The 26,236-nt window shown below is 59.9% G+C and carries 23 protein-coding genes; 12 read left to right on the top strand and 11 right to left on the bottom strand.

Annotation, left to right across the window (positions count from 1 at the left end; translation table 11 throughout):
• From AC0L3S_RS18290 to AC0L3S_RS18320, 7 genes are read right to left on the bottom strand one after another with little or no spacing between them, the layout of a single operon-like run.
• On the bottom strand, positions 1-1,071 hold the full coding sequence (locus AC0L3S_RS18290) for a hypothetical protein (protein WP_473280264.1): 1,071 nt from the start codon (positions 1,069-1,071) through the stop codon (positions 1-3).
• On the bottom strand, positions 1,068-1,598 hold the full coding sequence (locus tag AC0L3S_RS18295; RefSeq protein WP_473258575.1) for a c-type cytochrome: 531 nt from the start codon (positions 1,596-1,598) through the stop codon (positions 1,068-1,070). The genes AC0L3S_RS18290 and AC0L3S_RS18295 overlap by 4 nt, the downstream gene beginning before the upstream one ends.
• Complete coding sequence (locus AC0L3S_RS18300; RefSeq protein ID WP_473280266.1) at positions 1,595-2,113, bottom strand: DUF3341 domain-containing protein; 519 nt, start codon at positions 2,111-2,113, stop codon at positions 1,595-1,597. The genes AC0L3S_RS18295 and AC0L3S_RS18300 overlap by 4 nt, the downstream gene beginning before the upstream one ends.
• Complete coding sequence (gene nrfD / locus AC0L3S_RS18305) at positions 2,110-3,477, bottom strand: NrfD/PsrC family molybdoenzyme membrane anchor subunit (RefSeq protein WP_473280268.1); 1,368 nt, start codon at positions 3,475-3,477, stop codon at positions 2,110-2,112. The genes AC0L3S_RS18300 and nrfD overlap by 4 nt, the downstream gene beginning before the upstream one ends.
• Positions 3,474-6,329, bottom strand: a complete 2,856-nt coding sequence (locus tag AC0L3S_RS18310; protein ID WP_473280270.1) for a 4Fe-4S dicluster domain-containing protein — start codon at positions 6,327-6,329, stop codon at positions 3,474-3,476. Before AC0L3S_RS18310 ends, nrfD begins: the two co-directional genes overlap by 4 nt.
• Positions 6,317-6,970 (bottom strand): cytochrome c3 family protein, encoded by a 654-nt coding sequence (locus AC0L3S_RS18315; protein ID WP_473280272.1) that lies wholly within the window; start codon positions 6,968-6,970, stop codon positions 6,317-6,319. Before AC0L3S_RS18315 ends, AC0L3S_RS18310 begins: the two co-directional genes overlap by 13 nt.
• A gap of 26 nt (positions 6,971-6,996) precedes the next feature.
• Positions 6,997-9,291: an FdhF/YdeP family oxidoreductase gene (locus AC0L3S_RS18320; RefSeq protein WP_473280274.1), complete on the bottom strand. Its 2,295-nt coding sequence runs from the start codon at positions 9,289-9,291 to the stop codon at positions 6,997-6,999.
• A 316-nt stretch (positions 9,292-9,607) separates the two neighbouring features.
• Here AC0L3S_RS18320 and fdhD point away from each other — a divergent pair, with 316 nt between their 5' ends.
• The 4 genes from fdhD to AC0L3S_RS18340 all read left to right on the top strand — a co-directional run bounded on the left by fdhD (position 9,608) and on the right by AC0L3S_RS18340 (position 12,615).
• Positions 9,608-10,465 (top strand): formate dehydrogenase accessory sulfurtransferase FdhD, encoded by an 858-nt coding sequence (fdhD, locus tag AC0L3S_RS18325; RefSeq protein ID WP_473280276.1) that lies wholly within the window; start codon positions 9,608-9,610, stop codon positions 10,463-10,465.
• A gap of 270 nt (positions 10,466-10,735) precedes the next feature.
• Positions 10,736-11,512 (top strand): Crp/Fnr family transcriptional regulator, encoded by a 777-nt coding sequence (locus AC0L3S_RS18330; protein ID WP_473280278.1) that lies wholly within the window; start codon positions 10,736-10,738, stop codon positions 11,510-11,512.
• Between the two features lie 123 nt (positions 11,513-11,635).
• A complete protein-coding gene (locus AC0L3S_RS18335; RefSeq protein ID WP_473280280.1) occupies positions 11,636-12,358 on the top strand; it encodes a DUF4396 domain-containing protein in 723 nt (240 codons plus the stop codon).
• 104 nt (positions 12,359-12,462) lie between these two features.
• Complete coding sequence (locus AC0L3S_RS18340; RefSeq protein ID WP_083843319.1) at positions 12,463-12,615, top strand: zinc ribbon-containing protein; 153 nt, start codon at positions 12,463-12,465, stop codon at positions 12,613-12,615.
• Positions 12,616-13,479: 864 nt separating this feature from the next.
• On the opposite strand, the gene AC0L3S_RS18345 is transcribed toward AC0L3S_RS18340, so the two are convergent.
• Positions 13,480-14,520 (bottom strand): AI-2E family transporter, encoded by a 1,041-nt coding sequence (locus AC0L3S_RS18345; protein ID WP_473280283.1) that lies wholly within the window; start codon positions 14,518-14,520, stop codon positions 13,480-13,482.
• A 231-nt stretch (positions 14,521-14,751) separates the two neighbouring features.
• Between AC0L3S_RS18345 and AC0L3S_RS18350 the strand changes: the two genes are divergently transcribed.
• The gene (locus AC0L3S_RS18350; RefSeq protein WP_473280285.1) at positions 14,752-15,978 is read left to right on the top strand and encodes an FAD-binding domain; all 1,227 of its coding nucleotides are present in this window, start codon (positions 14,752-14,754) and stop codon (positions 15,976-15,978) included.
• Positions 15,979-16,065: 87 nt separating this feature from the next.
• The gene (locus AC0L3S_RS18355) at positions 16,066-17,883 is read left to right on the top strand and encodes a chloride channel protein (RefSeq protein ID WP_473280287.1); all 1,818 of its coding nucleotides are present in this window, start codon (positions 16,066-16,068) and stop codon (positions 17,881-17,883) included.
• A 56-nt stretch (positions 17,884-17,939) separates the two neighbouring features.
• On the opposite strand, the gene AC0L3S_RS18360 is transcribed toward AC0L3S_RS18355, so the two are convergent.
• Complete coding sequence (locus tag AC0L3S_RS18360) at positions 17,940-19,190, bottom strand: cation:proton antiporter (RefSeq protein WP_473280289.1); 1,251 nt, start codon at positions 19,188-19,190, stop codon at positions 17,940-17,942.
• A 323-nt stretch (positions 19,191-19,513) separates the two neighbouring features.
• On the opposite strand from AC0L3S_RS18360, the gene AC0L3S_RS18365 reads away from it, so the two are divergent.
• Positions 19,514-19,744, top strand: a complete 231-nt coding sequence (locus AC0L3S_RS18365; protein WP_354056816.1) for a hypothetical protein — start codon at positions 19,514-19,516, stop codon at positions 19,742-19,744.
• A 674-nt stretch (positions 19,745-20,418) separates the two neighbouring features.
• Here AC0L3S_RS18365 and AC0L3S_RS18370 read toward each other — a convergent pair.
• On the bottom strand, positions 20,419-21,093 hold the full coding sequence (locus tag AC0L3S_RS18370) for a response regulator transcription factor (protein WP_354098735.1): 675 nt from the start codon (positions 21,091-21,093) through the stop codon (positions 20,419-20,421).
• Positions 21,065-23,104 carry a sensor histidine kinase gene (locus AC0L3S_RS18375; protein ID WP_473280291.1) on the bottom strand — a complete coding sequence of 680 codons (2,040 nt, stop codon included), beginning with the start codon at positions 23,102-23,104 and terminating at the stop codon, positions 21,065-21,067. Before AC0L3S_RS18375 ends, AC0L3S_RS18370 begins: the two co-directional genes overlap by 29 nt.
• Positions 23,105-23,296: 192 nt before the next feature.
• On the opposite strand from AC0L3S_RS18375, the gene AC0L3S_RS18380 reads away from it, so the two are divergent.
• From AC0L3S_RS18380 to AC0L3S_RS18400, 5 genes are all read left to right on the top strand, one after another.
• Complete coding sequence (locus tag AC0L3S_RS18380; RefSeq protein ID WP_473280293.1) at positions 23,297-24,094, top strand: Crp/Fnr family transcriptional regulator; 798 nt, start codon at positions 23,297-23,299, stop codon at positions 24,092-24,094.
• A 390-nt stretch (positions 24,095-24,484) separates the two neighbouring features.
• Positions 24,485-24,991: a PRC-barrel domain-containing protein gene (locus tag AC0L3S_RS18385; RefSeq protein WP_473280295.1), complete on the top strand. Its 507-nt coding sequence runs from the start codon at positions 24,485-24,487 to the stop codon at positions 24,989-24,991.
• 171 nt (positions 24,992-25,162) lie between these two features.
• Positions 25,163-25,534 (top strand): SMC-Scp complex subunit ScpB, encoded by a 372-nt coding sequence (locus tag AC0L3S_RS18390; RefSeq protein ID WP_473258536.1) that lies wholly within the window; start codon positions 25,163-25,165, stop codon positions 25,532-25,534.
• 2 nt (positions 25,535-25,536) lie between these two features.
• Complete coding sequence (locus tag AC0L3S_RS18395) at positions 25,537-25,794, top strand: DUF5985 family protein (RefSeq protein WP_007607494.1); 258 nt, start codon at positions 25,537-25,539, stop codon at positions 25,792-25,794.
• The gene (locus tag AC0L3S_RS18400) at positions 25,794-26,069 is read left to right on the top strand and encodes a DUF5985 family protein (protein WP_007607495.1); all 276 of its coding nucleotides are present in this window, start codon (positions 25,794-25,796) and stop codon (positions 26,067-26,069) included. The genes AC0L3S_RS18395 and AC0L3S_RS18400 overlap by 1 nt, the downstream gene beginning before the upstream one ends.
• The last annotated feature ends 167 nt before the right edge of the window (positions 26,070-26,236 follow it).

Below are 26,236 nucleotides of genomic sequence, written 5' to 3' on the forward strand. Positions count from 1 at the left end.
TCATTCGGCATGGCGCACCTCTGCGGATCCGATGCCCTGCCCAAAGAGGACAGAAGCAACCGTCAAGGCGAGGAGGGCACCCAGAGCCGCGAGAGCAACAGGAGCCTTCGCAGAAAATGCCGGCACCAGCAGCCAGGCGAAGTGCATCACGCTTCCGAAGAGCAGCAACAGACCCACGATGCGCAAGCCTGCACGGCTGCGGCGCACGCCCTCGAACAGCAACATCGCGAATGGAAGAACGGCTCCGGCGAGGAATGTCACGAGCAGAATGCTGACCCAGGCATCTGAGCTGCGCCTGAGGAACCACTCGGCCTTGTGAGGTAGATCGCCGTACCAAACGACAATATATGTCATGTATTCGAGGTAGACGACGCCCAGTACTGTCGCGATCAGAAGGCTGCCGATATCGCTCAGCGCTTTACCCTCGAAAGCGGTCGTTGCAAGCACGGCGACAACGGCGAGCGCGGAGAGCAGCTGCTGTATTGCAATCATCGAGGCGAAGGCGGTGGATACGTAATGCGGTTCGAGCGACACGAACCAATCGACCGCAACCATGCTGATGGTGAAGCCAAAGAACGCAAGTCCGAGCGCGGCCAATAGCCGCCCACCGAGCCCGAGACCGAAAGTCACTCCGAGCACTGACCATCCGAGCAGTGCGATCACGGCACGCAGAACAAACCAGGGCTGGCCGAGGTACCAGCGCGCCACGTCAGGGTTGATATGAATGGGATCCGCGGCCCAGGGATAGATGTAAGTCAGTCCGGCGAGAACGGGGACAAAGGCGATGGCGACAAGAGGCATCAAGGCGGCGAGGGGACGCAATACCGCTCCCGCTACGAATCCCCAACGACCGCCCGTCAGCCGATGGATGAGCAGCAAGGTCATGCTGCCGATTGGAGCGCAACTCCATATTGCAAATGCAAGCAGCCAGCCCTGCAACAGGCTCGGATGAGGACCGAGGCGTCCAGCCGCGAGCACCAGGGCAGCCGTGAGCGACACCAGCGCGAGACCCGCCGCCGCATGCGGCGAGGCGAAAGCACTCAGCGTCTGGCGACGAAGCGCAACGATCACGGCAGCTTGCTCCTCAACTCGGGCACGTCGGCCATGTCGGTTCGCTGCGACTGCTGGAGCGCGCGGATGTAGGCGACGATGGCCCAGCGGTCGCGCGGCTCGACGCGGGCGGCATAAGAATACATCGTGCCATAGCCGTTGCTGATCACGTCGAAGAAATGCTGGGCATCGGCCGCGCGAAGCCGGGCGGAATGGTAGGAGGGTGGAGCAGGAAACCCACGCTGAACGATCATGCCGTCGCCCTGGCCGGAGAGCCCGTGACACGGGGAACAGTAGATGTCGTAACGCGCCCGGCCCCGGGACAGCAGAGCCATGTCGACCGCAGGCGGCGTGGTGATCTGCCGTGAACGTTCGAGATCACCCTGCGCGACCGTTCCTTGCGGCAGCGGCTGTGCTTCCGTGCCGTCCCGGTACAGTCCGGCCTTGGAAAACGTACTGTAACGATTTTGCTGGGACATGGAATGATCGCCGCAGCCGGCGAGTGCGAGCGACAGGAACAGCAGAGATGAGAGCGAGCGGAGCGTCATCGCGCGTGCAGCTCCGTCACCGTTACTGCGCCGGATTGTGTGAGGACCTTCCGCAAACTCGCTGGGTCCGTGTCGGAAGCGGCCAATAGAAAATAGCGATCCTGCGTTGCCCGTTCGAAACCCGGGATCTCGAACAACGCATCATGCAGTCGGGGCAGACGGCACGACCGAAGGAAGCCGATCACTCCCGCCATTGCGGCAGCGAAGATGCCCACCTCGAAGGGGACCAGCAGGAACACCTGCCAGGAGTTCAGCGGTCGGCCGCCGCTGTTGATGGGATAGTCGATCACCGCACTGTACCATTGCAGACCGAACGCGAATGCGGCCGTTGCGAGCCCACCGGCCAGCATGACCACTCGCATTCGCGAGCGTCGTTGCCCGAGTTCGTCGGCCAGACCCTCGATCGGATAGGGTGTGAAGGCGTCAAGCGCGGTATGTCCGGTGCTTCTTATGGGCTCCAAGGCCGCTCGTAACGTTTCGCTGTCGAGGAACTCTGCCACAAGCTTCGCTGTCATGCGGTGGCCTCCTCGTGAGCGAGTTCGCGCATGTCGAACATCGATACGCTCGGTATCAGCCTCATGAAGATCAAGAACAGAAAGGCGAAAAGCCCGAGCGGCGCGATCAGGAAACTCCAATCCCAGAAGGTAAAGTGGAAACTGCGCCAGAGCGCGGGCATATAGCCGTGTGAAAGCGTGTTCCAGACGATGAGAATGCGCTCGAGCCACATGCCTATGTTGATCACGATAGCAACAGGAATCAGAATGAAGAGCGACCGTCGCGCGAAGGGCAACCATAGCAATTGCGGGATGAGGCAATTGCAGGCCAGCAAGGCCCAGTACAGTGGCGCGTAGTTTCCAGTGAATTCGAAGCGCACCACCTCACGCTCGGCATGTTCACCGCCGTACCAGCCCATGAACCACTCCGTCGCGTAGGAATAGAACATGACGATGGAGGCCATCAGCAGGATGCGGGCCATCACGTCGAAATGGCGAGACGTGATGATCGCGTGAAGGCTGAGACCCCATCGGATCGCCGCCGCCAGCACCACGACCATGGCAAAACCCGAATACATCGCGCCCACGACGAAATAAGGAGGGAAAATGCTTTCCTGCCATCCAGGCATCAGGCTGGCCGCGAAATCGAGGCCGACGATCGAGTGCACGGAGCAGACCAACGGGACACCCAAGGCAGCCATCGTCGTATGCAACGTCCGCAGGCGAGACCATTCGCGGGCCGAGCCGCGCCAACCCAACGCGAATGCGCCATAGAGGAGTTGCCCCGCGCGATGGGGCGTGCGGTCGCGCATGGTCGCGAGGTCGGGGATCAGGCTGACGTACCAAAACAGAAGGGAGAACAGCAGGTAGCTGATGATGGCCCAGAAGTCCCATACGAGGGCGCTGCGCCATTGCGGCCAGAGCGCCATGGTGTTCGGATATGGGGCGAGCCAATAGGCATAGATCGGTCGTCCGAGGTGGATGATCGGCATCAGCCCGGCGATCGCGACCGCAAACAGCGTCATCGCTTCCGCGAAGCGGTTGATCGAGGCGCGCCATTTCTGCCGCGTCAGCAGCAGCATTGCCGAAATCAGCGTGCCGGCGTTGCCGATGCCAATCCACCAGACGTAGTTGGCGATCGCGACTCCCCAGACGATAGTAGAGTTGATGCCCCATATGCCGATGCCGCGATAGAACAGCCAGGCGATCGCTCCGAACAGCCAGAGCACGAAAGGCAAGGTTATCAAAATTGCGCCCCACCATCGTCTGCCGAATCCAGTGAAGAGCGGATCCGCAACGGCTTGCGTCATCGCGAGATCATCGGCGCGTTCGGACGCAATCCAACGATGCGCCGGTGGGGGCTCTGCAGCGAGGACCTCGCTCATGTCCGCCGCTCCGAATCTGACCGGGCCGGGTTGCGGACGTCGGATAGATAAGTGGTGCGGGGACGCGTGCCGAGATGGCCAAGCAGGGCGTAATGGCGCGCATCGGACTTCCTGCGGTTGATCTCAGCGTCCGCCTGGTTCAGATCTCCAAAGCTGATGGCGCGGGTCGGACAGGCATTCTGGCAAGCCGTTCGGACTTCGTCGGGATCGAGCGGACGGTTTTCACGTTCCGCGGTGCGCCTGGCTCCGCTGATCCTTTGCACACAATAGGTGCACTTCTCCATGACGCCGCGGGCGCGAACGGTCACCTCAGGGTTCTTCTGCCCGCGATAGGATTCCGCCCCGAGGTTGCCGTACTCCTCGCCGTCCGCGTAGCCGAAGAAGTTGAAGCGCCGCACCTTGTACGGGCAGTTCGCTTCGCAGAAGCGGGTTCCGATACAGCGATTGTAGACCTGCGCGTTCAGGCCTTCGCTGTCATGGACGGATGCAGCGACAGGGCAGACAGGTTCGCAAGGGGCGTGCTCGCAATGCATGCACGGCACGGGCTGAAAGCCGAGTTGCGGGCTGGCCGGCGCGCCATGATCATAGGCATCGACGCGCATCCAGTGCATGTCGCGTCCCATGGCCACCTGCTCCGGCCCCACCACGGGAATGTTGTTCTCGGCCTGGCAAGAGAGCACGCAGGCATTGCAACCGATGCAAACCGATGTATCGATCACCATCGCCCATGCATGCCCGTCGCCAGACTTCACCGCCGGTGGCATTAGGCTTGGAGGATCGGGGATGGCCGCCGACGTCAGGGATTGCCCGAGCCGGTGTTGTGGATAGAGCTCGCGGACGTCCTCTGGCGTGCGAACGACGTTTTGCGTTGTGAGAATCGGCTCCCGGCGTCCTATCCGCCTGATCGCAACTTGCGGTAGGCGCCAACTGTTGTCGGAGGTCCGGATCGTGTAGGCACTGGCGCCGACGCCGTTGCCGATCGCGCCGGCCTTTTGCCGCCCCCCACCGAGCGTGAGCGCGCCGACGCCCATGGCCGTCCCGGGTTCAGTCAGCACGGGCACCTCGATCGATCGGCCGTTCGCGGCGACCGTGACGACGTCCCCGGATGCGAGACCGAGGCGGGTTGCCTGATCTGGATGCAGCGCGAGCGCATTGCCCCAGACCTGCTTGCTTAGCGGTTTCGGACACTCCTGGAGCCAAGCGTTGTTGGCGTATGAGCCATCCCAGAGGCAAGGATCAGGGCGCAGAACCAGGCTGATCTCGTCGTCGCGCTTGTCGTGAGGTTCGGGATCCGCGAGTGGCGGCAGGAGCGGAGCAGGGAGGGAAACAGCAGTGGCGGCGCTTCCTGCAATGATCCCGTCGTGCAGCACGCGCTGCCACCATGCCTCGAAATCCGCAGCGGCCGCGGTCGGCCAGGTCTGCCGCACCAATTCGTAAGCGCCCGCATCTTCTGCGCCGCTCAGCCAGGCGAGAAGCTCGTGCTCGCTGAAGCTCTCGTACAGCGGCTTGATCAGAGGCTGGACGATGCTGGCCGTCCCGTCGCTGGCTCGCAGATCCGACCACGTTTCGAGACGATGTCTCTGCGGGACATGCCAGTTGGCGATAGCCGCGGTTTCGTCGGTGTACTCGCCCATATGCAGGCGGAAAGGCGCCGTTTCCGCCCGGGCCTTGAAGTGCAAATCGGCTGGTGCGTCATAGGCGGGATTGACGCCGATCATGACGAGCTGACGCACGCGGCCGGCGTCGAGATCGCCTGCGAGCTGTTCGAGCGTTCCCGCCTGCTTGCCGGACGGCGTACGATCAACGGGGTCGATGAGCCGAATGGGCGCATTGAGCTTGGCATTGATCCAATGCACCAATGCGTGGACTTCCCTGGACACTGCCGGGCCCGCAATGACGAGCGCCTCTCCCTTGTGCGAGTTCAAGTCGGCCGTGATCTTCTGAAGCAGCAGGCGCTCGCGCTCCGGAAGTTCGGTTGCGCCGGTCGCCGCGCCGAACTCCCGCGCGAGGATCGCTGCGAACCGCTCGATTGCCTCGGGACGAAGCGCCAGACGTTCGTCCGCCTTTGCTCCGGTGAGCGTGAGTGCGCTTTCAAGGCAATAGAGACGCGAAAAAGCATTCGCGTCGCCGCGGCCGGTTGCGTAACCGCGGCCAATGCGCATCTGATCGGGGCCATGCCCGAGCGGATCGGCATCGAGCGCAACGATCACGCGCGCCTTTGCGACATCGGCAATGCTGCTCACAGGCTGGCCATAAGCGAGCTGCGCACCCTGGCGCGCGTTGTCCTCGTCCGTTGGATCGTACGCGTGCCACGATGCGGCCGGGAACGCCTGAAGCAGAGCATCGATCTGGCGCAGCAGAGTCGGGGAGGTGGTGCGCCCGGTCAACAAGCGCAGGCCTTTACCCTGGCTGCTGTGAGCGTCGGAAAGTTCGGTCACCAGCGCTCGGTTCAACGCTTCGCGCGGCGCAATCGCGCCATCGTGCAGGATCGTGCGCGAGCGGTCGGGATCGTAAAGCGAAAGAACGGCTGCTTCAGCGAAAACGTCGGTGGCACCCAGGCTGCCCGGATGACGCGGGTTGCCTTCCACCTTGATCGGCCTGCCGTCGATCGAAGTCACGATTACGCCGCGACCGATCCCCGCCAATGCGAGCGTCGTCGCAAATTTCAGCGGTTCGCCAGGAACGATCCGCTCGGGCATCCTGACATAGGGCAGGATCTGCTCATCCGGCTTGGTGCAGGCCGCGAGTCCACCCGCCATGCCGGTTACCAGCAAGCTGAGCGCCTGACGGCGATTGAGCTTGCTACGTCCGGCAGGACCTGGCCGCGTCGGCAATTCCTTCAGCGGTGGCATATCGTGCAGTCCGTCAAATGACCCGTGTTGATGTGATAGCCTGCGGCAAGCTTGGCCCCGACCTCGGCCTGATTCTTGGGCGCCTGCCAGTTCGGATCGAAAACCGCTTCGCGTGGACGCAGGAAACGTTCAGGAGAGCGGTGGCAATCGAGGCACCATTGCATCGTCAGCGGCGCGGCCTGGCGCATCAGCCGCATCCGTCCGACGTCGCCATGACAGGTCGTGCATCCGACGCCTTTGGCGACGTGGACGGAATGATCGAAATAGACGTAGTCGGGAAGCCGGTGGACGCGTTCCCAGGCAATCGGCTGGTTCTTGGAAAGACTCTCGCGCACCGGCGCCAGCATCTGCGCGTTGGTCCAGATCTGCGAATGGCAGGTCATGCAAGTCTCAGTCGGCGGGATGCCGGCAAAGCGCGCCTTCTCCACCGAGGCGTGGCAGTAGCGGCAGTCCAGACCGAGACCGGAAACATGATGCTCGTGACTGAACGGCACCGGCTGGTTCCGGCTGATGTTCTGGCTGGTGACGTAAGGAGATCGCATCACCTCATAGGACAACCCAACTGCAAGCACCGGCGCTGCTCCAATTGCCGCGATCATCACCGTCGCAATCGTGTTCGCGCCGGGGCGGAAAAGCTGCATTCACGGTCCCTCTTCCGCGCCATCGCTCACGCGCGGATTCGGACCGGCACCGATTTAGCGGCCGGCGTCTTCGAATGGATGTCGTGGTGCGACAGCGGGATCAGGGGGTTCATTTCCGGATAATAGGCCCCGACGCAGCCATCCGGCAGTTTGAACGGGGTCACCTTAAGAGGACCCACCTCGCGCAGGATGCCGTCCTCCGCGTCGCTGACGAGGGAAACCATTTGACCCTCCCGAAGTCCGGCGCGTGAGATTTCGTCGGGATTCATCAGCAATACGTCCCGTGTCCCCTCAATGCCTCGCATCCGATCGCTGTAGCCGTAAATCGTCGTATTGAACTGGTCGTTGCTGCGCATGGTCAGCAGCCGGAAGCGGCCGGGTGCATCGGAAAAGCCGGTCGAGGTGAGGGTTTCGGGCGCTGTAAACTCTGCCTTGCCGCTCTCGGTCTTCCAAATCCGTTCGCGCGCTGAATTGCCACGATAGAACCCGCCCGGCGTGAACATCCGCGCATTGAAGTCGTGGAATTCGTCCGGATAGGTCTCCGCGATCTCGTTACGAACGAGATCGTAGTTGCCGACCCATTCATCCCATTTCAGTTTGGGATTGGGGGGCAGGGTTGCCTTGGCCAGACCTGCGACGATCGCCACCTCGGATCTCAAGTGTTCGCTGGCGGGCTTGCGCAACCCGATCGAACCCTGGATGCAGCTGAACGTATCCTCCATGGTAACCGCCTGCTGGCCGCTTGCCTGCACATCTTCTTCGGTTCGACCAAGGCACGGCAGCAGATAGGCTACCTTGCCGTGCACCAGGTGGCTGCGGTTGAGCTTGGTGGCAATCTGGACCGTCAGCTCCAGCCCGCGCCAGGCCGCTTCCATCTTCGATCGCTCCGGAATGGCGCGGACAAAATTTCCGCCGAGGCCGACGAACGCTTTGACCTTGCCGGCGAGAACGCCCTCGCATGTCTCAACGGTGTTCATGCCCTTCTCGCGCGGCGGTTCGAACCCGAACTGCTTGGCGTATTTGTCGAGCGGAACCAGTTCGGGTTTTTCCGAGATGCCCACGGTGCGCTGACCCTGGACATTCGAGTGTCCACGCACGGGCGAGATGCCGGTGCCGTCTCTCCCGATGTTTCCCTTTAGAAGCAGCATGTTGACGAGCATCGCCACGTTTTGGAAGCCGTGTACGTGCTGGGTCAGCCCCATGCCGTAGATACCGATCACGCGGTCCGCCTCGACGTAGACCTGCGCGGCGCCCTCGATAACCGAACGGCTCAGACCGGATGCGATCTCGATTTCTTCCCAGGACGTCGCCCGGACCTTGGCTTCGAACTCTTCGAAACCATGTGTGTGCTGCTCGACGAAGGGAGCGTCGACCACACGTTTGCCCTGCTGCTTGGCCGCGTCGTCCGCCGCGAAGACGTGCTTGCAGATTCCCACAATGACCGCGATGTCGCCACCCACCTTCACTTGATGGTACTGGCTGCTGATTTGTGTGGCCTTGCCCGTCAGCATCTCCGTCGGATTCTGCGGATTGATGAAGACTTCGAGACCCTTTTCGCGGACGGGGTTGAACGTAATGATCTGGACGCCGCGCTCGGCAGCGTCCTGTAGGGGATGAAGGAAGCGTGGACTGTTCGACCCGGTATTTTGCCCGAAGAAGAACATCGCATCGCAGTTGCTGAGGTCGTCGAAGACCACGGTCCCAACGCCCGCCCCGATCAGCTTCTTGAGAGCGACTGAGGTCGTTTCGTGACACATGTTGGAGCTGTCCGGCAGATTGTTGTTGCCGTACACCCGTGCAAAGAGAGCATACAGGTAGGAGGTCTCGAGGCTGGCGCGCCCTGACGAATAGAACACGACCGATTTCGGATCGAGCGTCCTCAATTGCGATCCGATAGCATGAAATGCCTCGTCCCAGGAGCAGGGAACGTACTTATCAGTAGTGCTGTCGTAACGCAGCGGATGCGTCAGGCGCCCCTGCTGCTCGAGGTCATAATCGCTCCATGACAACAACTCGGTTAGGGTATGCTCGGCAAAGAACTCCGGCGTACAGCGGCGCGACGTTAGCTCCCAGAGCGTTGCCTTGGCGCCGTTCTCGCAGAATTCGAAGGCATGATAATCCGCAGGTTTGGCCCATGAGCAGGAAACGCACATGAAGCCTTTCGGCTTGTTCTGCCGGCGAAGGGTGTTCAAGGCCGCGGGCGAATCCCACTCCTTGCCGAAGATCCGCGCTATTCCTTTCAGGGACCCCCATCCGCCAGCTGGGCCGTCGTATTCAACCGTGTCTGGAGTGTGGTCACCAGCTTCGTTGGGTCGCGCCATGATCTTGCTCTCTTCGGGAACCGGCCAGCCTGTGCATCGGCAACGTATGTTCCCCGCGCGGGTTCCTGAGCAGCCGCTTCTGGGCGGGACGGCGGCTTGAGCGGCAAGCGCGTGAAAAAACCCAGCACCTGCAAGACCATCGACGGACGGGCGACACACGCATTCTCCGCTCAGGAAATCTGTGCGCGGTGCCGTACCAGCGGAATGGTTTTGATCGCGCGATGTTGAACAGCGGGAGCGGGGCCCGACAATGGATGATGGCCAGGGAACGCGGCCCGATGGCTGAGGTTGCCAGAAGCCAACCTCGGAGCGGGATATGCAGGATCGTTGTACGCGCGACAGACCAGAGCTGGTGTGGCGCGGGCGTAGCCCGATTCCATCCTCACGCAAGGTCGCAGAGGAACGGCCGATAGCGCTCACGTACAACGGCTCGACTTACGCGGTGATGATGGCCTCTCCCGTTGACCTCCTGGATTTCGGCGTAGGCTTCAGCTTGAGCGAGGGCATCGTGGAGCATGGCGGGGACATCATCAGCATCGAAGTCGTCGAGCTCGAGCTCGGTTGCGAAGTGCGGATCTGGCTCGACGAATCCTATGGTGACCTCCTCGCCAACAGGCGGAGGGCGATGGTTGGGCCGGTCGGCTGCGGCCTGTGCGGAATTGAGAGCCTGGAACAGGCTTGCCCGCGGCCGACGCGCGTAGTCAGCGAGGGCGGGTTTCGCCCCTTCGACATTCTGGAGGCGATGCGCTCCTTGCGACCGCTCCAACATCAAAACCAGGCGACGGGCGCGATGCACGCTGCGGCCTTCTGGGACGGCCATGACATCCGATTGGTAAGGGAAGATGTCGGACGTCACAATGCACTGGACAAGCTCGCTGGTGCGGCGGCCAGAGCCGGCCTCGAAACGTCGCGCGGAGCTGTGCTCATAACCAGTCGGGTCTCCGTCGAACTGGTTCAGAAGACGGCCCGAATGGGCGTGCCGTTGCTCATCGCCGTGTCCGCGCCGACTTCGCTGGCGATCGAGACCGCTGAGCACGCTGGCATAACGCTCGTCGCGGTCGCGCGCGATGATGGCTACGAAATATTTAGCCACGCTGGCCGACTGATCTTTGGAGAGGAAGAGTTGGATTCCCCCGCGCTGGCCGGCTCTGAATTGCTTTCCGCGAGACCTTAAGAACCAGCTCCGTCCCAGAGAACGTCGTATGCCTTCGTTCGGTCTCGTACCGACATCGCATCACTCAACTGTTTGGGCCGGAACGTCCGAAGCCCTCCAGCGCGTCGGTCCGAGCCGCCCTCGGTTCGAGGAGAAGGCCTCAAATCAGGATGATGGAACGGAGAATAGGAGTAGTCCTGAAAAAGGAACCGCCGATGCCCCGAGTGCGTACTCTCCGCAGACCCGTGGACCGTTCCGACCGATCCACGGAGATTGCGGGGAGCAGCAGCAATGCAGGACGGTCAGGCGACAGGCCTGGTTCCGAGATCGATTGAGCCTGAAGCCCGCGTTCAGCCCCTGGCTGCACGGAACAAGCTCCTGCGCTGCATCCCAGAAGCGGAGCTGACGGTACTCCGGTCGATCGGGACCGTCGTCGAGCTCAAGCCGCGTCAAGTCCTTCATCATTGGCGTTTGCCGATGGAGTATGTCTACTTCCTCGGCAGTGGTCTCGTATCGGTCTCTGCCAAGGTCGAAGCCGGGCGCTTCGTCGAGGCTTGGCTGGTCGGCTCCGAGGGAATGATCGGCGCCCCCTGCGTTTTGGCGCCGGAGGATCCGATGCCGCCGCACCGTCGGGTCGTTCAGGTGGGCGGAACGGCACTGCGAATTCCGACGCCGGCTTTTCTCGCTGCGCTTGACGATTTTGGGATCCTCCGTGGAGTGATCCTCTCTTACATCAACCTTGTCTTGTTTCAGACATCACAGGTGGGAGCCTGCAACTCACTCCATTCCATCAAGCAGCGACTTGCCCGCTGGCTTCTCGTCGCGGCAAACGCAATGGACTCTGGAGAACTGCCGATCACGCATGCTGTTTTGGCTCAATTGCTGGGGATCCGTCGAGCCAGTGTCAGCGAATGTCTCGAGACTTTCGAACAGGCCGGCATCATCCGCAACACCCGAGCAGCGATAACTCTGGTCGACCGGGCCCAGCTGGAGCATTCCGCCTGTTCGTGCTCTGGATTGATACAGCGCGAGTACGATCGGCAAATCGGACGTCGCCTGCGTGCCTGAGAATTGAATGTGAAATAATCAATTCTCCAGAGCTCGGCCCCGCGATGATCGTGGGAAACCACAAGCCCGATTTGAACGAAGGCGATCTTCACAACGTTTCTTCTCCGATAAACGGAGGAGCCAATGACTCCGATTTGGCTGAAAGATCTGGCGCTGGCTAGTCTGGCTGTCGGATTTGTTTGCGCAATCATCATCGCGATCGACCTAACCCGCCACCCACAGCGGATGTGGATCATGAATGTTGTCTGGCCAGTGAACGGTCTGTTCGGCACCGTACTGACGTTGTGGCTGTACTACCGGTTCGGCCGGCTTGCGGCCCGGGATGCGACTGAGCAGAACAAGCACTCCGACAGCAGGAAGGAGACGCCGTTTCCGGTCATGGTCGCGAAAGGTGCCATGCACTGTGGCGCCGGATGTACACTTGGGGACATCATCGCCGAGAGCCTTGCGCTCGCGTTTCCGGTGATTGCGATCTGGGCGGGATGGAAGAGCCTGTTTTCAGAGAAGATGTTCGCGATCTGGGTTGTGGATTTCCTGTTCGCCTTCGTGCTCGGCGTCGCATTCCAGTACTTCACGATCAAACCGATGCGCGACTTGTCGCCGGGCGCAGGAATCGTCCAGGCCGTGAAGGCAGACACTCTCTCCCTGACTGCGTGGCAAATCGGGATGTACGGTTTCATGGCAGTCGCGCAGTTCGCGATCTTCAGGAATCTGTTCGGGGTGAGGCTCGAGCCGTCGATGCCAGAGTTCTGGTTCATGATGCAGATTGCGATGATCGCGGGATTTCTCACGAGCTATCCAGTGAATTGGTGGCTCGTAGAGACCGGCGTGAAAGAACGCATGTAGGCCAAGAGGGTGTTGCTTTGGCGACCCCGAACACAATTAGCAACTCTTTCCGCGCGCGACGCTTGGACCATATGGGGCGCCCGCGCTCAACAGGGAGAAGTATCATGGCGGCGCATGCAGGTGAGACAGCCCAAGAGACTGGAGACTTCAGGTGTGAGCGATGTCATCAGGCCACTCACGTCACAAAAGGACACAAGATTCCGAAATGTCCGCATTGTGGAAGCACAAGCTTCGACACCCGGCGGAACGAGCCGTAGGTGCAAATTTCACTCGGAAGCAGGACGTCAACAGCCAATCTTGCACCGTGATCGCCTCTCGAAGTCTTTCGAACGGCTGACGGACGTCCTGCAGCAATTCCGCCATGTTGCGGCTTCTCCAACGAAATACCCATCGTCGCCCGGCACATCTGAATGCGCCGGGCACTTTGCTACACGCGCAACGCGTCACCACCGATGGTGCGCACGGATCACGCCGTGATGGTGGTGCCGATAGTGCCGCGGCGCCCAGCCGTAGCTATGACGCCAAGGGTGCGCGCGCCGGACCCTATATCCCCACGGCCTCGGCGCGGACCAGCCGTAGCTATAGCGCCAGGGGCGCGGGCCCCAGGCGTATGGTCGCGGCCCCCAACCGTAGCCACCCCAGTAAGGTGTATAGGCGTAAGCCGGGTAGTACCCACCATAGCCGTAGGGGTATCTGTAACCATAGTATGGCGGATATTCCTCATAGTACGGAGTTGCAGTGGCGGAGCCGATCAAGGCTCCTGCCAGCAGGCCGGCGCCGATTCCCCAGCCGCCATGCCAGCGAACCTGGGTGAGACTATCTTGCACTGCCGACGTGTGCTCCGTCGGGCTCGCGGCTGCCGAGAGCGGTGTCAGAGGCGCAGCCTGGGTACTGCTGATAGGAGATATCGCGATCAGGCCGGTGAGAGAAAGGGCAAGTGTGAGTCTCCGCATCTGTGGCTCCTGTCATTTCAGAATGCGGTCTCAACATCAGCCTGCAATCTTGGTTTCTAGAGTCAAGCGTTCGGGACACTATGTCGCGCCAATTTCCGGTCAGACACACGAGTGTACGACACCGTACCAACTCCATCGCCTCCGTACCTTTTCAGTAGTATTCCTGAACTAGGCCGCCTGTTTACTTTCGCGCTCCAGGAAGCCTTCGACATAGATCATGCGGACAGCAACGAGCAGAACGGCGATCAGGGGCGTGGCAACGATCAGCCCGATCAAACCGAAGAGAGTGCCAAGGATCGTTTGGGAAAGTATCGTCAGTGCGGGTGGCAGCGAGACAGTTCGTTTCTGAATCCATGGTGCGATGGCATTTCCTTCCAACAGCTGGATCGCCAAAAACAAGAGAGCGACCCAAGCGGCGAGGACAGGAGACTGTGCCAGCGCCACAAGGATCGCCGGCACTGCGCCTGCAAGTGCCCCGATGTATGGCACGAAGTTCAGGAGGGCCGCCAGCAGGGCCAGTGATAGTGGCAGGGGCGAACCGATGAGGAGAAGGCCCAATCCGAGGAGCAGGCCCACAATCAGCATGTCGACGAGTTGACCAAGAAACCAGAGCCTAAGCGTAGCACCGAGCTCTCCGGCAACTTCTCGGCCGCGAGGTCGCCAGGCCATTGGAAGCAAACGAAGCGAGCCTTCGAGATACAATTGGGGCGACGCAGCGAGGAATATCGCTGTCGCCGCCGTCACGACGAGAGTGCCACCTATGCCGAGAACGGAGCCAACGACGCCGGTGACGTAGCCTGTCAGGCCAGTGCGCAGAGACTTGCCGGCGATCTGCAACTGTTGAGCCAAAATCGAACCCCACGAGCTGTTTTGCAGTTCGCTCCAGATCCGTGCCAGTTGGGTTCTCAGTTGCTGGCTGATCTCGTCGGCCTGGATGAAAATAGCGCTGCCGCGCCACCACAGCAGCGCACCGAGTGCGAGCCCTGTCACGAGAATGACGGAAATCAACGACGTGTATGGCCCGAGGCGCGTTACCCGACGGACCGCGTTGCTGGCGCCGCGCAAAACGCAAGCGATGACCACGGCGCTGAACAAGAGCAACAGTATGTCGCGAAGCAGCCAGACCGAGAGCGCGAGAAATAGAGCGATTGCGCTTACACGAAGGGTGCGCTCGATATGCCTCACATGGACAGTCAACTTGTCTTCCAATTCGCCTCCTTTGTCGGAACAGTCCAGCTTCCGAAGCTCGACATTGAAGTTGCGCAGGCGAGACTACTCGGAACATCATCGCGGCGATCGCGTCGCGATGTATGTAATACTCTGTTGCGGCCTCAAATGTTCTTGTACGCAAGCGAATAATTCTCATCCGAAGACCACCGAAGCACTAGAGCGAGCTCGGGCATCGTGTTGCTGATCGTCGTTCGTTTCTAAGGAGATGGCATGAACAGCGTTCTAATCTCCGGGGTTGGAATTGCCGGACCCACGCTTGCCTATTGGTTGAAAGCAGCCGGCTTCCGGCCGACGCTCCTCGAGCGCGCCTCCGCTCTACGGAGCGGAGGCTATGTCATCGACTTTTGGGGGCTCGGCTACACCATCGCTGAACGGATGGGATTGATGCCGGAGATCAATCGCCACGGCTACTACGCCCGAGAGTTTCGGATCGTAGATGAAGCTGGCCGTCGGCTGGCCGGCTTCGGTACCGAAGTCTTCTCCGAGTTGACGAATGGACGATACGTTACTCTTCAGCGCAGTGACCTCTCGCGCATGCTGTTCGAACGGACCAGCGGCGTTGAAGCCATTTTCGGAGACGAGATCATTCTCGTCGAAGAGAAACCAGATTGCGTCGAAGTCGAGCTGAAGCACGGCGGCAGGCGCAGGTTCGACCTTCTCGTCGGGGCAGACGGCCTGCATTCAGCGGTGCGCAATCTGGTCTTTGGTCCGCTGGCTCAGTTCGAGCGGCGTCTGGGGTATATCGTGGCCGCTTTCGAAGCTCACGGCTATCGTCCGCGCGACGAGGATGTGTATCTGATCTACGGTCAGCCGGGCCGTATGGTAGGCCGCTTCACGCTGCGTGATGATCGCACCTTGTTTCTCTTGGTATTTGCCGAGCATCGCTCAGTGTTGCCGGAAGCGCCGGCCTCGCAAAAGGCGCTCCTTCGTGAAATCTATGGCGGAGATGGCTGGGAGTGCGATCAGATGCTCGCCGAACTGGAGCGCGCCGGTGAACTCTATTTCGACACCGTCAGTCAGATCAGGATGCCGAACTGGTCACGAGGTCGGGTGGCGCTCGTTGGTGATGCCGCTTTCTGCGTCTCGCTCCTGGCAGGGCAGGGATCGGCGCTGGCGATGATTTCAGCTTATGTCTTGGCCGGTGAACTCGCCATGGCCGGCGGAAGATATCTGGAGGCATTTGCCGGATACGAGGCGCGGCTGAAGAGCTATATAGGCCGGAAACAGCAGGGTGCCGAGCGCTTTGCCGGGGCGCTGGCGCCGAGAACGCGTGTGGGAATGCTCTTCCGCAACGTCGTGGTCAGAAGTTTCTCGATACCGGGGCTGGCGAGGCTCGCAATTGGGCGGGACATCGCCGACGAACTGGAGCTTCCTGACTACCGCTGGGAGGGCACCATGAATGGACGGGCAGCGACTAAGGGTGTCCAATGGCGGTGATGGGCGCAGATTGTCGCCATGCCTCTTGGCAGGAACCGTCTTTCGGAACCAGAGTTCATATCGGTGTCTGTGCGCAATAGTGGTCAAATGCCCTCGGTCCTGACTTACGGCACGCGAAAAGCCCTGATTCGCAGCAGCATCAAGCCGTTTGCTGAAGAGCGGAAGGTCAGCCTTCTCGTGCTTTGCGCGCTCGCCTTGGTGATTGGCGTCATGACCGGACTTGGCGCCGTCGGCTTTCGCGCGCTGATCGGCCTCGTGCACAACTTGTCTTACAATGGCAGGCTGAGCGTCGTTTACGACGCAAACGTCAGTGAGGGCCCCAGTCCTTTCGGCGACTTTGTTCTTCTTGCGCCTGTGATCGGCGGCCTCATCGTCGTCTTTCTCGTCAGGTGGTTCGCTCCAGAAGCAAAGGGACATGGCGTACCCGAAGTGATGGACGCCATATTCTACAAGCGCGGCAAAATTCGGGGTTCGGTAGCTTTGATAAAGGCGCTGGCGTCCGCAATATCGATCGGAAGCGGCGCCGCCGTCGGGCGCGAAGGCCCTATCATTCAGATAGGCTCAGCCCTTGGTTCAGCCTTTGCTCAATTCATCGGGCTCTCGACCCGGCAGAGGATCACGCTGCTGTCCGCGGGCGCGGGCGCGGGCATTGCCGCAACCTTCAATACTCCGCTGGGCGGCGTGCTGTTTGCTCTGGAAATTCTTCTGCCGGAAGTTTCAAACCGGACATTCCTTCCAGTCGTCGTGGCCACGGGGGCTGCGACCACGATCGGGCGCATCCTGATCGGTCCGGACCCGGCCTTTTCGGTTCCGGATATGCAATTCAGCATGGTCGCATCCTTCAATGCGCAGGAAGCTCTCGCATTCGTCCTGCTCGGCCTGTTGTCTGGAGCGGCAGCCTGGGCGTTCATCCGTCTGCTCGTCTTCATGGAAGACGGGTTTCCGAAGCTGTCTGGCAACGAGTATGTTCAGAATATCATCGGCATGTCGTCAATCGGCCTGATGATGGTGGTGCTCACGCATGCCTTTGGTCACTCCTACGTCGACGGCGTTGGCTATTCCGTCATTCAGGAGATATTGGACCACAACATGACGGGGGCGGGTTTACTGGTGCTGCTGTTTGTGTTGAAGCTGTTGGCAACGACGGTCAGTCTCGGCTGTGGGGCGTCGGGCGGGATATTCTCGCCATCGCTTTACCTTGGCGCCACCCTGGGGGCCGCCTTTGCCGCCGCAACCAATTCAATCCTGCCTCATTCAGGGCTGACGCCATCTTCGGCCGCGATCATTGGAATGGCGGCAATGGTCGGTGCAGGTACGGGCGGCGTCATGACCGCGATCGTGATGGTCTTCGAAATGACGCGCGACTACGCAATCATCGTTCCGGTGATCGTTGCGGTGGCGTTGGCGGCAGGCGTCAGGCGTGCACTCGTCAACGAGACGATCTACACGGTCAAGCTGCGCCACCGCGGTCACCGCATTCCAAAGGAGCGGCATATCAACCTCTACTTGGTGAAGCAGGCTCAGGACATCATGGAAACGCGCTTTATCGTCGCCGGAGTAGGAACGACACTAAAACAGGCCATGGCTGCGGAAGATATCGACGATGCACTTCCTATCGTGATTGAGCGCGAAGGGCGGATTGTCGGGCTGATCCCACCACGTTCCGGCTTATGGGCGGAGTCGCAATCGAATCCATCTCTCATGGTCGAGCAATTCGTCGAGCGGCGGATGGTCATTTGCCGCGATCAGGATCTTTTGAGCTTGGTGTTTGCCAGGTTGAAGCGCCATCGGGCCGGCGCGGCAATCGTTGTCCGCTCTGCCTCGCGCCCGCGCGTTAAGGATATCGTCGGCGTCCTGACCAAACGCGTAATCGCAGATGCAGTCATCGACAGCTATGAGGATTGAACCGGTTAGAGTGAGCGCTTGTCGCCCCGCGCTTCAGCGACAGTTCGAGACGAGACTTATTGTCCGACGGTCCGCTTTGCCACCCAGCCTAGAGTCGAGCCTTGAATGATGTTGCTGAACAGGACGACCCCATAGGTTGAGGCGAGCATTGCGGCCTTGGCCGGGCCATCCGGCACGGACAGGGCGAGTGCAACTGAAATTCCGCCTCGGACGCCGGCCCAGGTGAGAAAGGGCGCGTTGCGCAAGGAGAGCAGCCGAGTCCATCCGAACAGGAATGGTTGAACCGAAACGGACGCAAAGCGGGCGAAGAGAACGATTGGCACCGTCGCTGCTGCCAGACCGAGGCTGCAAGGATCGAAGCGCAGTATCAAGGTCTCCAGCCCGATGAGCAGAAAAAGGACCGAGTTGAGAATTTCGTCGATGAGGGTCCAGAGCGCGAACAGATATCCTTGTGTCCGCTCACTCATTGCGTATCGAGGTCCTCGGTCGCCGATGAGGAGGCCCGCGGCGACCATGGAGAGCGGGCCACTGACGTGCAGATGCAGCGCAAGTGCGTAGGTTGCAGTGACGAGGGCAAGGGAGATCAGCACCTCGATGGCGTAGTCGTCGATGAGCCGCATCGCGCGATACGCAACATAGCCAGTCAACAAGCCCAGCACTAATCCGCCACCAGCTTCGCGAACGAGTAACTCAGCGACATCGGCGGCCGAAACCTGAGCGCCGTCTCCGGTGCTCGCAAAGCGAAGCATGATCGTGAACAGAACGATCCCGACGCCGTCGTTGAACAATGCCTCGCCTTCCGCCTCGATCTGCAGCTCTTTCGGCACCTTGGTGTTGCGAAGCGTACTCAGGACAGCAACGGGGTCAGTCGGGCTGATCAGCGCGCCGAACACGAACGCCCAAGCCAACGATACGGGTAGGTGTAAAAGGCCGCAGATGAACCAGAACATCAGGCCTACGAGGCCGGTTGAAATTGAGGTGCCGAGAACGGCCAGAATAAATACCGGAATGGCGCGGCTTCTGAGCGTGTCCAGATCTACGTGCAACGCGCCGGCGAACAGCAGAAATGCAAGCATCCCATTCACCACGACTTCGGCAAAGTCGATTTGCCGGAGCCCGTTGGCAAGCTGGTCTAGTAGTTGAATTGTGGGAAACGCCGCATCCAAGCCGATCAGGAGCAGTGACGTCAGGACGCTCATCACGAGAAGACCTACGCTGCGGGAGAGCGGCAGGAACTTGTGATTGAGCCAGCCGAAGACGGCAGACAATGTCAGCAGAACGGCAGCAACATCCATCAGCGAAAGCACTGCAGGCTCCCTTGTGTCCTGGCGAGAGTGCCTGTTCACTCCCTCCCGTTAAGGCCGCTGTTCGCTCTACTCCCAATGAGGGTAGTGCGTTCGAGATGGCGACTTTTGAGACGTGAATAATCAAAAGCGACTTCGGCAGTTCCTGCGGGACGGTAAGCGGATTAGGATGCGCCTCAATCCCCAAGCCGTCTCCGCGACGGAGTCAGCTATCCATTTCTGCATCTGCGGCGAAAGATCGCGACGACGATTGCATTATCGTCGTTCACTCCGCATTCATTGCAACGACATAGAAGTGCGGAGGGGGCTTACGACAAGGAAAAACCATGAAGAAAATCGCCTATGGATTTGCGGCCGCTGCTCTGCTTGCAGGCACTCAGTTCTTGGTTCCTGCCAATGCGATGATGGCGCCACCGGTCGGCGCAGCGGCAACATCCGAGACGATGCAGGCCGGCTATCACTATCATCATCATCGGAGGGTCTGCACCGTGCGAACCATCGTCACGCGCGGCTATCATGGTCGACGTATCGTCAAGCACGTGCGTGTCTGCCGATAAACGCAAACTTGGAGGGCCGTCGATCGAGGCGGCCCTCACCTTGCATAACAGCAATCTTCATCGCGCAGTGAGATGGGTGCGCCGCACATTACATCGGAAGCTGACGTCCAAAAGTCCGGGAAAATCGACGTGCCGCGATCTCCAGCGCCGCAAAACAAAGAGCCGTGAACAACATACCGAGGACCAGGAGAACCACGACTGTATCCATAATCGAACGAGTTTCTGCAAGGGATCGGGACAATGAATCCAACTTCGTGATTCTGTCGGTTGTCACACGCCTGTTGCCATCAAGCAATCGCGTACGCCGAGAACAGGAGACAGGTGATGTAGACGCAAGCGAGGAAAATGCCTGCAGTTCTAGCCGTGCGGGCATCTAGCCGCGAGTTCGTCCGGGTCGCGAGCTCGGGCAGTTTCTCATACTGTGCAAAGAGCCGACGACGGGCACGTCCTCGGAAAAGTACATTTCTCATATATGCCTCCAAGCAACTTGATCCGTCCAAAAAGGTGCGGAGTGCAAAAGCCGTTCGGCCGGCGATTCGCGTTGGTTCTCTCGTCCGCTTCATGGAAGATAGTGGACGGCGTCCCATCGGGCAGTCAGGAGATGAGCGGGGCCTGTCGGGATAATCCTGACGTCCTCATGCCATGCAGGGCCGTTTGGCCCACCTACTTCCCGCTCAAACTTGATCCGCACTCTTTCCCGAATGACTCAACCAGCCAAGGGCCACGCCGTAGCGCACGATGTCGGCACGCGTGAACAGTCCGAGCTTTTCGACCGCCCTGGCCTTGTAAGTTTCGACGGTCTTGATGCTGATGCTTAGCTGATTGGCAATTTCCTTGTTGCTGAAGCCTTGCGCGATAAATCTGAGAACCTCACTCTCGCGCGGTGTCAGCTCGCCGGCTGTGGAAGCGCCGGAAGACGAGTGGGCGCCCTGCGCGGATGGAAGTGCTTTCTCCGCTATTGCTGGATCCAGATACAAACCACCTCCAGCGATCGCGCGAACTGCGCGCTCGAGCTCGTCGGCCGCAGAGCGCTTCAGCAAATAGCCGCGAGCTCCCGCTTGCAGCATCGGCTGAACGTAGGCGTGATCCTCGTGCACGGTCAGCGCCAGAAGACGAACTTGAGGAAGCTGCGTCGCTAAGGTTCGAGCAACTTCGAGGCCACTGATACCGGGAAGTGAAATGTCCAGGATGGCAATGTCCGGTGTGGCCTGGCGAATGATGTCTAGGGCGGCCTGTCCATCCGTTGCTTCCCCGACGATCTCAATGTCATGCACGTCCTGAAGCAACGCCTTCATTCCGGCCAGAACAAGCGGATGATCGTCAGTCAACGTGATCCGGATCGGGCACATAGCCCATCTCCCCTATTGGCACCGGTATTCTCATGAAAAGAGAGGTGCCGTGGCCGGGTTCAGATTCGATCGCCAAAGATCCACCGAGCAGCGTGAGGCGCTCCTCGATGACGGACAGGCCCAATTTTGCGTGGCGGCTCTCGCCCTGCGAGAATTCCTGAAAGTCGAAGCCGTTCCCGTCGTCTTCGACGACGATCCTAAGCTCAGTTGTGCGTCGGTCGATGACCACGCTGACGTTTCGAGCTTGCGCGTGTTTGACGACGTTGTTCACGGCCTCCTGGACGGCGCGGTAAACCGCGATTTCGACGTCCTGGCCGAGACGATCTCTTCTGCCCAGAGGCTGAAAATCCACGCTGATCCCGAACCGGCGCTGGATCTCCGCGCAGAATGCCTCCAGCGCCTTGTAAAGGCCCAGGTCGTCAAGGGCGGTCGGGCGCAGGTCCGAGGCGATTTGATGGATATCGCGCCCAATCCCTCTCGCGAGTCCTTGCAACCAATTGAGCCTCTCCAATCCGAGCTTGCGTTTCGGGCTCGTGCCAAGAAGCGGCTCCAGGTTCTTTAGACCGAGAAGGAGACCTGTGACCGTCTGGCCGATCTGATCGTGAAGCTCTCTTGCGATTCTACGGCGTTCATTTTCTTCCGCTTCGGAAAGACGTCGAAGCAGTTGCTGTCGCTCCAGCTCAGCTCGCTTGGTCTCGTCGATATCCAGAATGACGCCATACACGACGTCTAGGTTGTTTTCGTCGAGTCGAGACAGCCGTCCGCTGGCCCGCAGCCACCGGCTGTGAGGGGGAGCGGTCCGGAAATCAGCAATCGCCACGTTTCCCGAACGGCAACTCAGCAAGGAAGCCTCAAAGTTCCGCTGGTCGGCGGGATCAATACAGCTCAGTATCCGACCTATCGGAACGATCGTATCTCCTTCGGAGCGCGAACCGTCTATCCGGAGCATCTCCCGGGCGCGGGGCGACACGATCGCTTCTCTGCTCGCAAAATCGCAGCTGAACACGCCGAGATCTGCGGCATCGATCGTCAGCCTCCGTCGCTCTTCACTTGCGCTGAGTGCCAATGCTGCCTGCGCCTCTTGCTCGCGCCGGCGAAGCGAAATGTCGCGTATGGTGTACCAGGCCAAAGTCAGAGCCAAGACAAAGCTCAATACCCCACCCCCGGCAAGAAAAATGGCTGAGCGCTGGACGGGACCATTCAGTTCCTGCGTCGGTATTCCGAAATGGACCGACCATCCGCTGGTTCCGGGGATGACTTTGTAGATCGAGTCGACTTGTTCGCCGGCAGGCGTGGTTTTGACGTAGCTTCCTTCTGGCGCTGAGGCTATCGCCTGGCGGACCGTAGCGCTGGCAGATTGTCCGAGTTCGGATTGTTCACCGAAGGTGCGGGCGACGATGTTCCCCTTGGCATCGACCACGAAACCCACCCAGCCGGCCGGGGCTCCTGCGCTCTTCAAAATCTGGCTTATTGCATCGGGCACCAAGGCCACCGTGAGGACAAACTTCAATTGCCCATCGCGCTCAACGGGGGCCCTGACGGCCACCACGCGTTTGCCGGTGATGGGACCACGTGGCCCAATTCCGCCGATCGCCGGCTTTCTCGTTTTCAGGATCTGTTCGAAATTCTCTCGGTCGGCGGTGGCGCGCATCCCATCTCCGAGTGGACGGCTGACATCAAGCACCTGATTCCCGTCGGGGTCGACGAGCTGAATCGTCTGCCAAAGAGGACGTGCTTCGTTGACACGCGTCGCTTCCCGATAGAACGCGTCAAGGTCCGGCTTGTCGAGTGTTGCGGAAGCCGCGACGGTCTCGGCGATCTCGAGCTGGAGGCTGATCTCGGAGGCAAGCCGGTTGACGACGCTATCGAGCGTCTCCACGGCGGCAGCCTGAGAACCCCTGCGCTGCTGCTGCGCGTTCAGGAAAACGACCCAACCCGCAAAAAGCGCAAGAGGCATCGCTGCCGCGATGAAGACGAGAATCAAGGGGCGGCGGGCTGCGCGACGGGACATTGAGGTGGGCGCCTCCCTGCGGGTGCGTATCAAATGAGACAGCAAAACGCCCACGTGCTGGCACTTCCTCGATGTTTTCTGGTTCTTGTCAGGTTTTTCCCGACACTACTATCGGTCACCCTGACTCCCAGGATCGCTCGATCGATCCCATCGTACAGGCAATCATTGTAGCGGTCTAGAATTGGGCTTGACATGGAACATTCTTCATCGCCGCTGCGGTTGATAGAAAACGAATTCAACTCGAAGCGGCTTGGTTTGGACGAGCCCCTCTGCGGGACTAGCCGCAACGAACTCGTCTCCCGACTGTCGGCTTCATCGCAGTGCCGTTTGCTCGAAAGCTGCGAGACGGTGTCTCTGAACAAAGGACAAATTCTCTACGATCGCGGCACTCCTCTTCGCCATGCCTACTTCATCGAGTCCGGCGGGTGTTCTGTCACGACCCGTGCGGGCGACTGCCTGCCGGTCGAGATCCATACGCTCGGGATGAAGGATTTTGTCGGCGTGCCGTTGGTCCTGGGCATGCACGTTTCGCCGCACCGCTGCAGCGTGAGAGTGCCGGGCCAAGCGCTTCGGATCCAGTCCGATCAGCTGATTTCTTTGATCAAGAGGGACGTCGAGCTTGAAAAGATGCTTTTAGGCTATGTTCAGGCGATCCTGATTCACAGTTCGCAGCTATCAGCCTGCAATTCCAGGCACACGCTGCACCAGCGCCTCGCGCGGTGGCTCCTGGTTGCCAGCGACAGGCTCGGGTCTCGCGAGATACCTTTCACGCATAGTTACATAGCCAATGCTCTCGCGGTCCGGCGCGCCGGCGTTACGGTCGCTCTCGGGAGTATGATGCGCGACGGAGTGATTGGCTGTCGCAGAGCAGGGATCGTCGTCATGGACGAGGCCAGGCTGAAAGCGATGTCTTGCGATTGTCAGGGGATCATCCTGTCGGCGCACAACCGTCCTTGTGCGGTGCCGCCCCTCCGCATTGCATATTCGTGAACGCGATTCCGTACTGCCGTTAAGTCGCCTGTACGGCAGCCAATAGAATCCAGATATTCTTGAAGCGATAGAGGCGGAGATGTCATCGCAAGAAAGCCGGATCCGAACCGATACCGAAGTTCTGGTGGGAGCCTTGGAGGAGGCCCAAAGGCTTCTTGCCGCTTACGAGAACCCTTGCTGCAATCGCACCAGGGACGACATTATCGCTATGGTCGAGTTCATCATATGCAACCCTTCCGTGACACGTGCAATGCTTCATCAAAAGATGCGCAGCCGCCTCAAGCTGGTCGGATAGGTCTCGTGCGGGAGCGTACATTCGCATTCAGGAAAACGAAACTTGCGAGCGTGCGATGAGTTGACGATGATCCAACAGAAGTAGGAGCAATCGTCATGAAGATATCACTTTGCATTCTTGCCTCCGCGATGCTGCTGGCTACGCCGGTCATGGCGCAGTCGTCCCAGAACAACGCGACGACCGCGGCGCCCAACATGCAGCCGGCTGCCTCGACCGCCTCCATGCACAAGGAAGGTGAATGGCGTGCATCGAAACTCGTTGGCGTGAACGTCTATAACAACAGCAACGAGAAGATCGGCGACATCAATGATCTGATCCTGGATTCCAGCGGGCGGGTTGCCAACGTGGTGATCGGAGTGGGAGGATTCCTTGGAATGGGCGAACACAACGTCGCCGTAACGTTCGATCAGCTCAAATTCGCCAAAGAACCGGTGAAGACTGCGTCCAGCGATGGCGCTGGAAAGACCGGCAATGCCGGTTCGACGAGCACGACGGGAAGCGCATCAACGTCGGCCCACCGAAGCGACAATTGGTATCCGGACCACGTGGTGCTGAACGCCAACAAGGATCAGCTGAAGAAGATGCCCGAATTCAAGTACTGAGCCGATCTCGGTCCCTATTTCCAGCATGCTTATCGGCGGTGTCATCTGAGATGACGCCGCCTTTTCCAGTTGTCTTTGATCCGGTCGGCTTAGATTTGTGGTGGCAGGAAAAGCAGTCTTGAATTTCCGCATTGAATCGATCAGCTTGCTTGCCGCTGGCTGAGGTCGACGATGTCTGATGAAGCACTGCCGGAAGAGGTAGAGGAGCTTGTCCGACGCTACATTCGCTCTGTGGCGCAACTCGAAGCCCTTTTGTTCTTCCACAAGCGGCCCGGCGAGCGCTTCGACGTGGAGTCGCTTGCTGCACGCCTTTACGCGGGCAAGACCGAGATGGCCGATGCTCTAGCGTCCCTGAGGAAGGATGGCTTCCTCGACGGCGAGGCGGGGATCTATGCGTTTGCGCCGCGGCCCGAATTGCGGCCAGTGGTCGATAGCTTGGCCTTGGCGTATTCGCGGCATCTGATCCCGATCACACATATCATCCACAACAGCCCACACCGCATCCAGGCATTTTCAGATGCCTTCAGGATTCGAAAGGATTAGTCATGGCTGCGGTGATTTACACACTTTGCGCGATCACGAGCGGCTTTTGTGCATGGCTGCTCATTCGGGCATATATCGGTAACAGGTCGAAGTTGCTCCTATGGAGCGCGGTCTGCTTCGCGGGTCTGACTTTCGAAAATGCTGCTCTCTGGATCGATAAGATCGTATTTCCTCAAGTTGATCTTTCCGCCGTGCGTCTATCGATCGGCCTGTTCGCCATGACGGTCCTGCTTATCGGCATGATCTGGGAGGCCGACTGATGGACCATTTGAATCCCGTTCTTTCAGGTGCGACGGCATTCGCATCGCTCCTGGCGAGCATATATTTCCTGAAGTTTTGGCGTAAGACGGGCGACACCTTTTTCCTGCTCTTTGCGGCTGCGTTTGTGATCGACGCCGTCGCGAGGTTTGTCCTGGCTGTGGTGCAAGTGACGAATGCAAGCGAGCCGGTGTATTTCATCCCGCGCCTGATCACATTCGGTCTGATTGCGCTTTCGATCGTCGGGAAGAACGCACTGCCGAAGAAGCGCAAGTGAAGCGCGAATTCAAGAGGCGCTGACTTGCAAGATTACTCGGGGTGCACCGTACAACCGGTTTCGCGCTTTGAACGACGGGCAGGGGAATCGACCACCGACCTTGCCCGGGACGGATGGACAGGTCATGCCGTCAGGAGAGGCGGACCCCAGCCGAGGAACGCTGGGAT

The sequence above is a fragment of the Bradyrhizobium sp. Ken01 genome (genome assembly GCF_055807355.1).

Coding starts and splice junctions, on each gene's coding strand:
- AC0L3S_RS18295 (WP_473258575.1), bottom strand. CDS start 1,598: ATGACGCTCCGCTCGCTCTCATCTCTGCTGTTCCTGTCGCTCGCACTC.
- AC0L3S_RS18300 (WP_473280266.1), bottom strand. CDS start 2,113: ATGACAGCGAAGCTTGTGGCAGAGTTCCTCGACAGCGAAACGTTACGA.
- nrfD (WP_473280268.1), bottom strand. CDS start 3,477: ATGAGCGAGGTCCTCGCTGCAGAGCCCCCACCGGCGCATCGTTGGATT.
- AC0L3S_RS18310 (WP_473280270.1), bottom strand. CDS start 6,329: ATGCCACCGCTGAAGGAATTGCCGACGCGGCCAGGTCCTGCCGGACGT.
- AC0L3S_RS18315 (WP_473280272.1), bottom strand. CDS start 6,970: ATGCAGCTTTTCCGCCCCGGCGCGAACACGATTGCGACGGTGATGATC.
- AC0L3S_RS18320 (WP_473280274.1), bottom strand. CDS start 9,291: ATGGCGCGACCCAACGAAGCTGGTGACCACACTCCAGACACGGTTGAA.
- fdhD (WP_473280276.1), top strand. CDS start 9,608: ATGCAGGATCGTTGTACGCGCGACAGACCAGAGCTGGTGTGGCGCGGG.
- AC0L3S_RS18330 (WP_473280278.1), top strand. CDS start 10,736: ATGCAGGACGGTCAGGCGACAGGCCTGGTTCCGAGATCGATTGAGCCT.
- AC0L3S_RS18335 (WP_473280280.1), top strand. CDS start 11,636: ATGACTCCGATTTGGCTGAAAGATCTGGCGCTGGCTAGTCTGGCTGTC.
- AC0L3S_RS18340 (WP_083843319.1), top strand. CDS start 12,463: ATGGCGGCGCATGCAGGTGAGACAGCCCAAGAGACTGGAGACTTCAGG.
- AC0L3S_RS18350 (WP_473280285.1), top strand. CDS start 14,752: ATGAACAGCGTTCTAATCTCCGGGGTTGGAATTGCCGGACCCACGCTT.
- AC0L3S_RS18355 (WP_473280287.1), top strand. CDS start 16,066: ATGCCCTCGGTCCTGACTTACGGCACGCGAAAAGCCCTGATTCGCAGC.
- AC0L3S_RS18365 (WP_354056816.1), top strand. CDS start 19,514: ATGAAGAAAATCGCCTATGGATTTGCGGCCGCTGCTCTGCTTGCAGGC.
- AC0L3S_RS18370 (WP_354098735.1), bottom strand. CDS start 21,093: ATGTGCCCGATCCGGATCACGTTGACTGACGATCATCCGCTTGTTCTG.
- AC0L3S_RS18375 (WP_473280291.1), bottom strand. CDS start 23,104: ATGTCCCGTCGCGCAGCCCGCCGCCCCTTGATTCTCGTCTTCATCGCG.
- AC0L3S_RS18380 (WP_473280293.1), top strand. CDS start 23,297: ATGGAACATTCTTCATCGCCGCTGCGGTTGATAGAAAACGAATTCAAC.
- AC0L3S_RS18385 (WP_473280295.1), top strand. CDS start 24,485: ATGAAGATATCACTTTGCATTCTTGCCTCCGCGATGCTGCTGGCTACG.
- AC0L3S_RS18390 (WP_473258536.1), top strand. CDS start 25,163: ATGTCTGATGAAGCACTGCCGGAAGAGGTAGAGGAGCTTGTCCGACGC.
- AC0L3S_RS18395 (WP_007607494.1), top strand. CDS start 25,537: ATGGCTGCGGTGATTTACACACTTTGCGCGATCACGAGCGGCTTTTGT.
- AC0L3S_RS18400 (WP_007607495.1), top strand. CDS start 25,794: ATGGACCATTTGAATCCCGTTCTTTCAGGTGCGACGGCATTCGCATCG.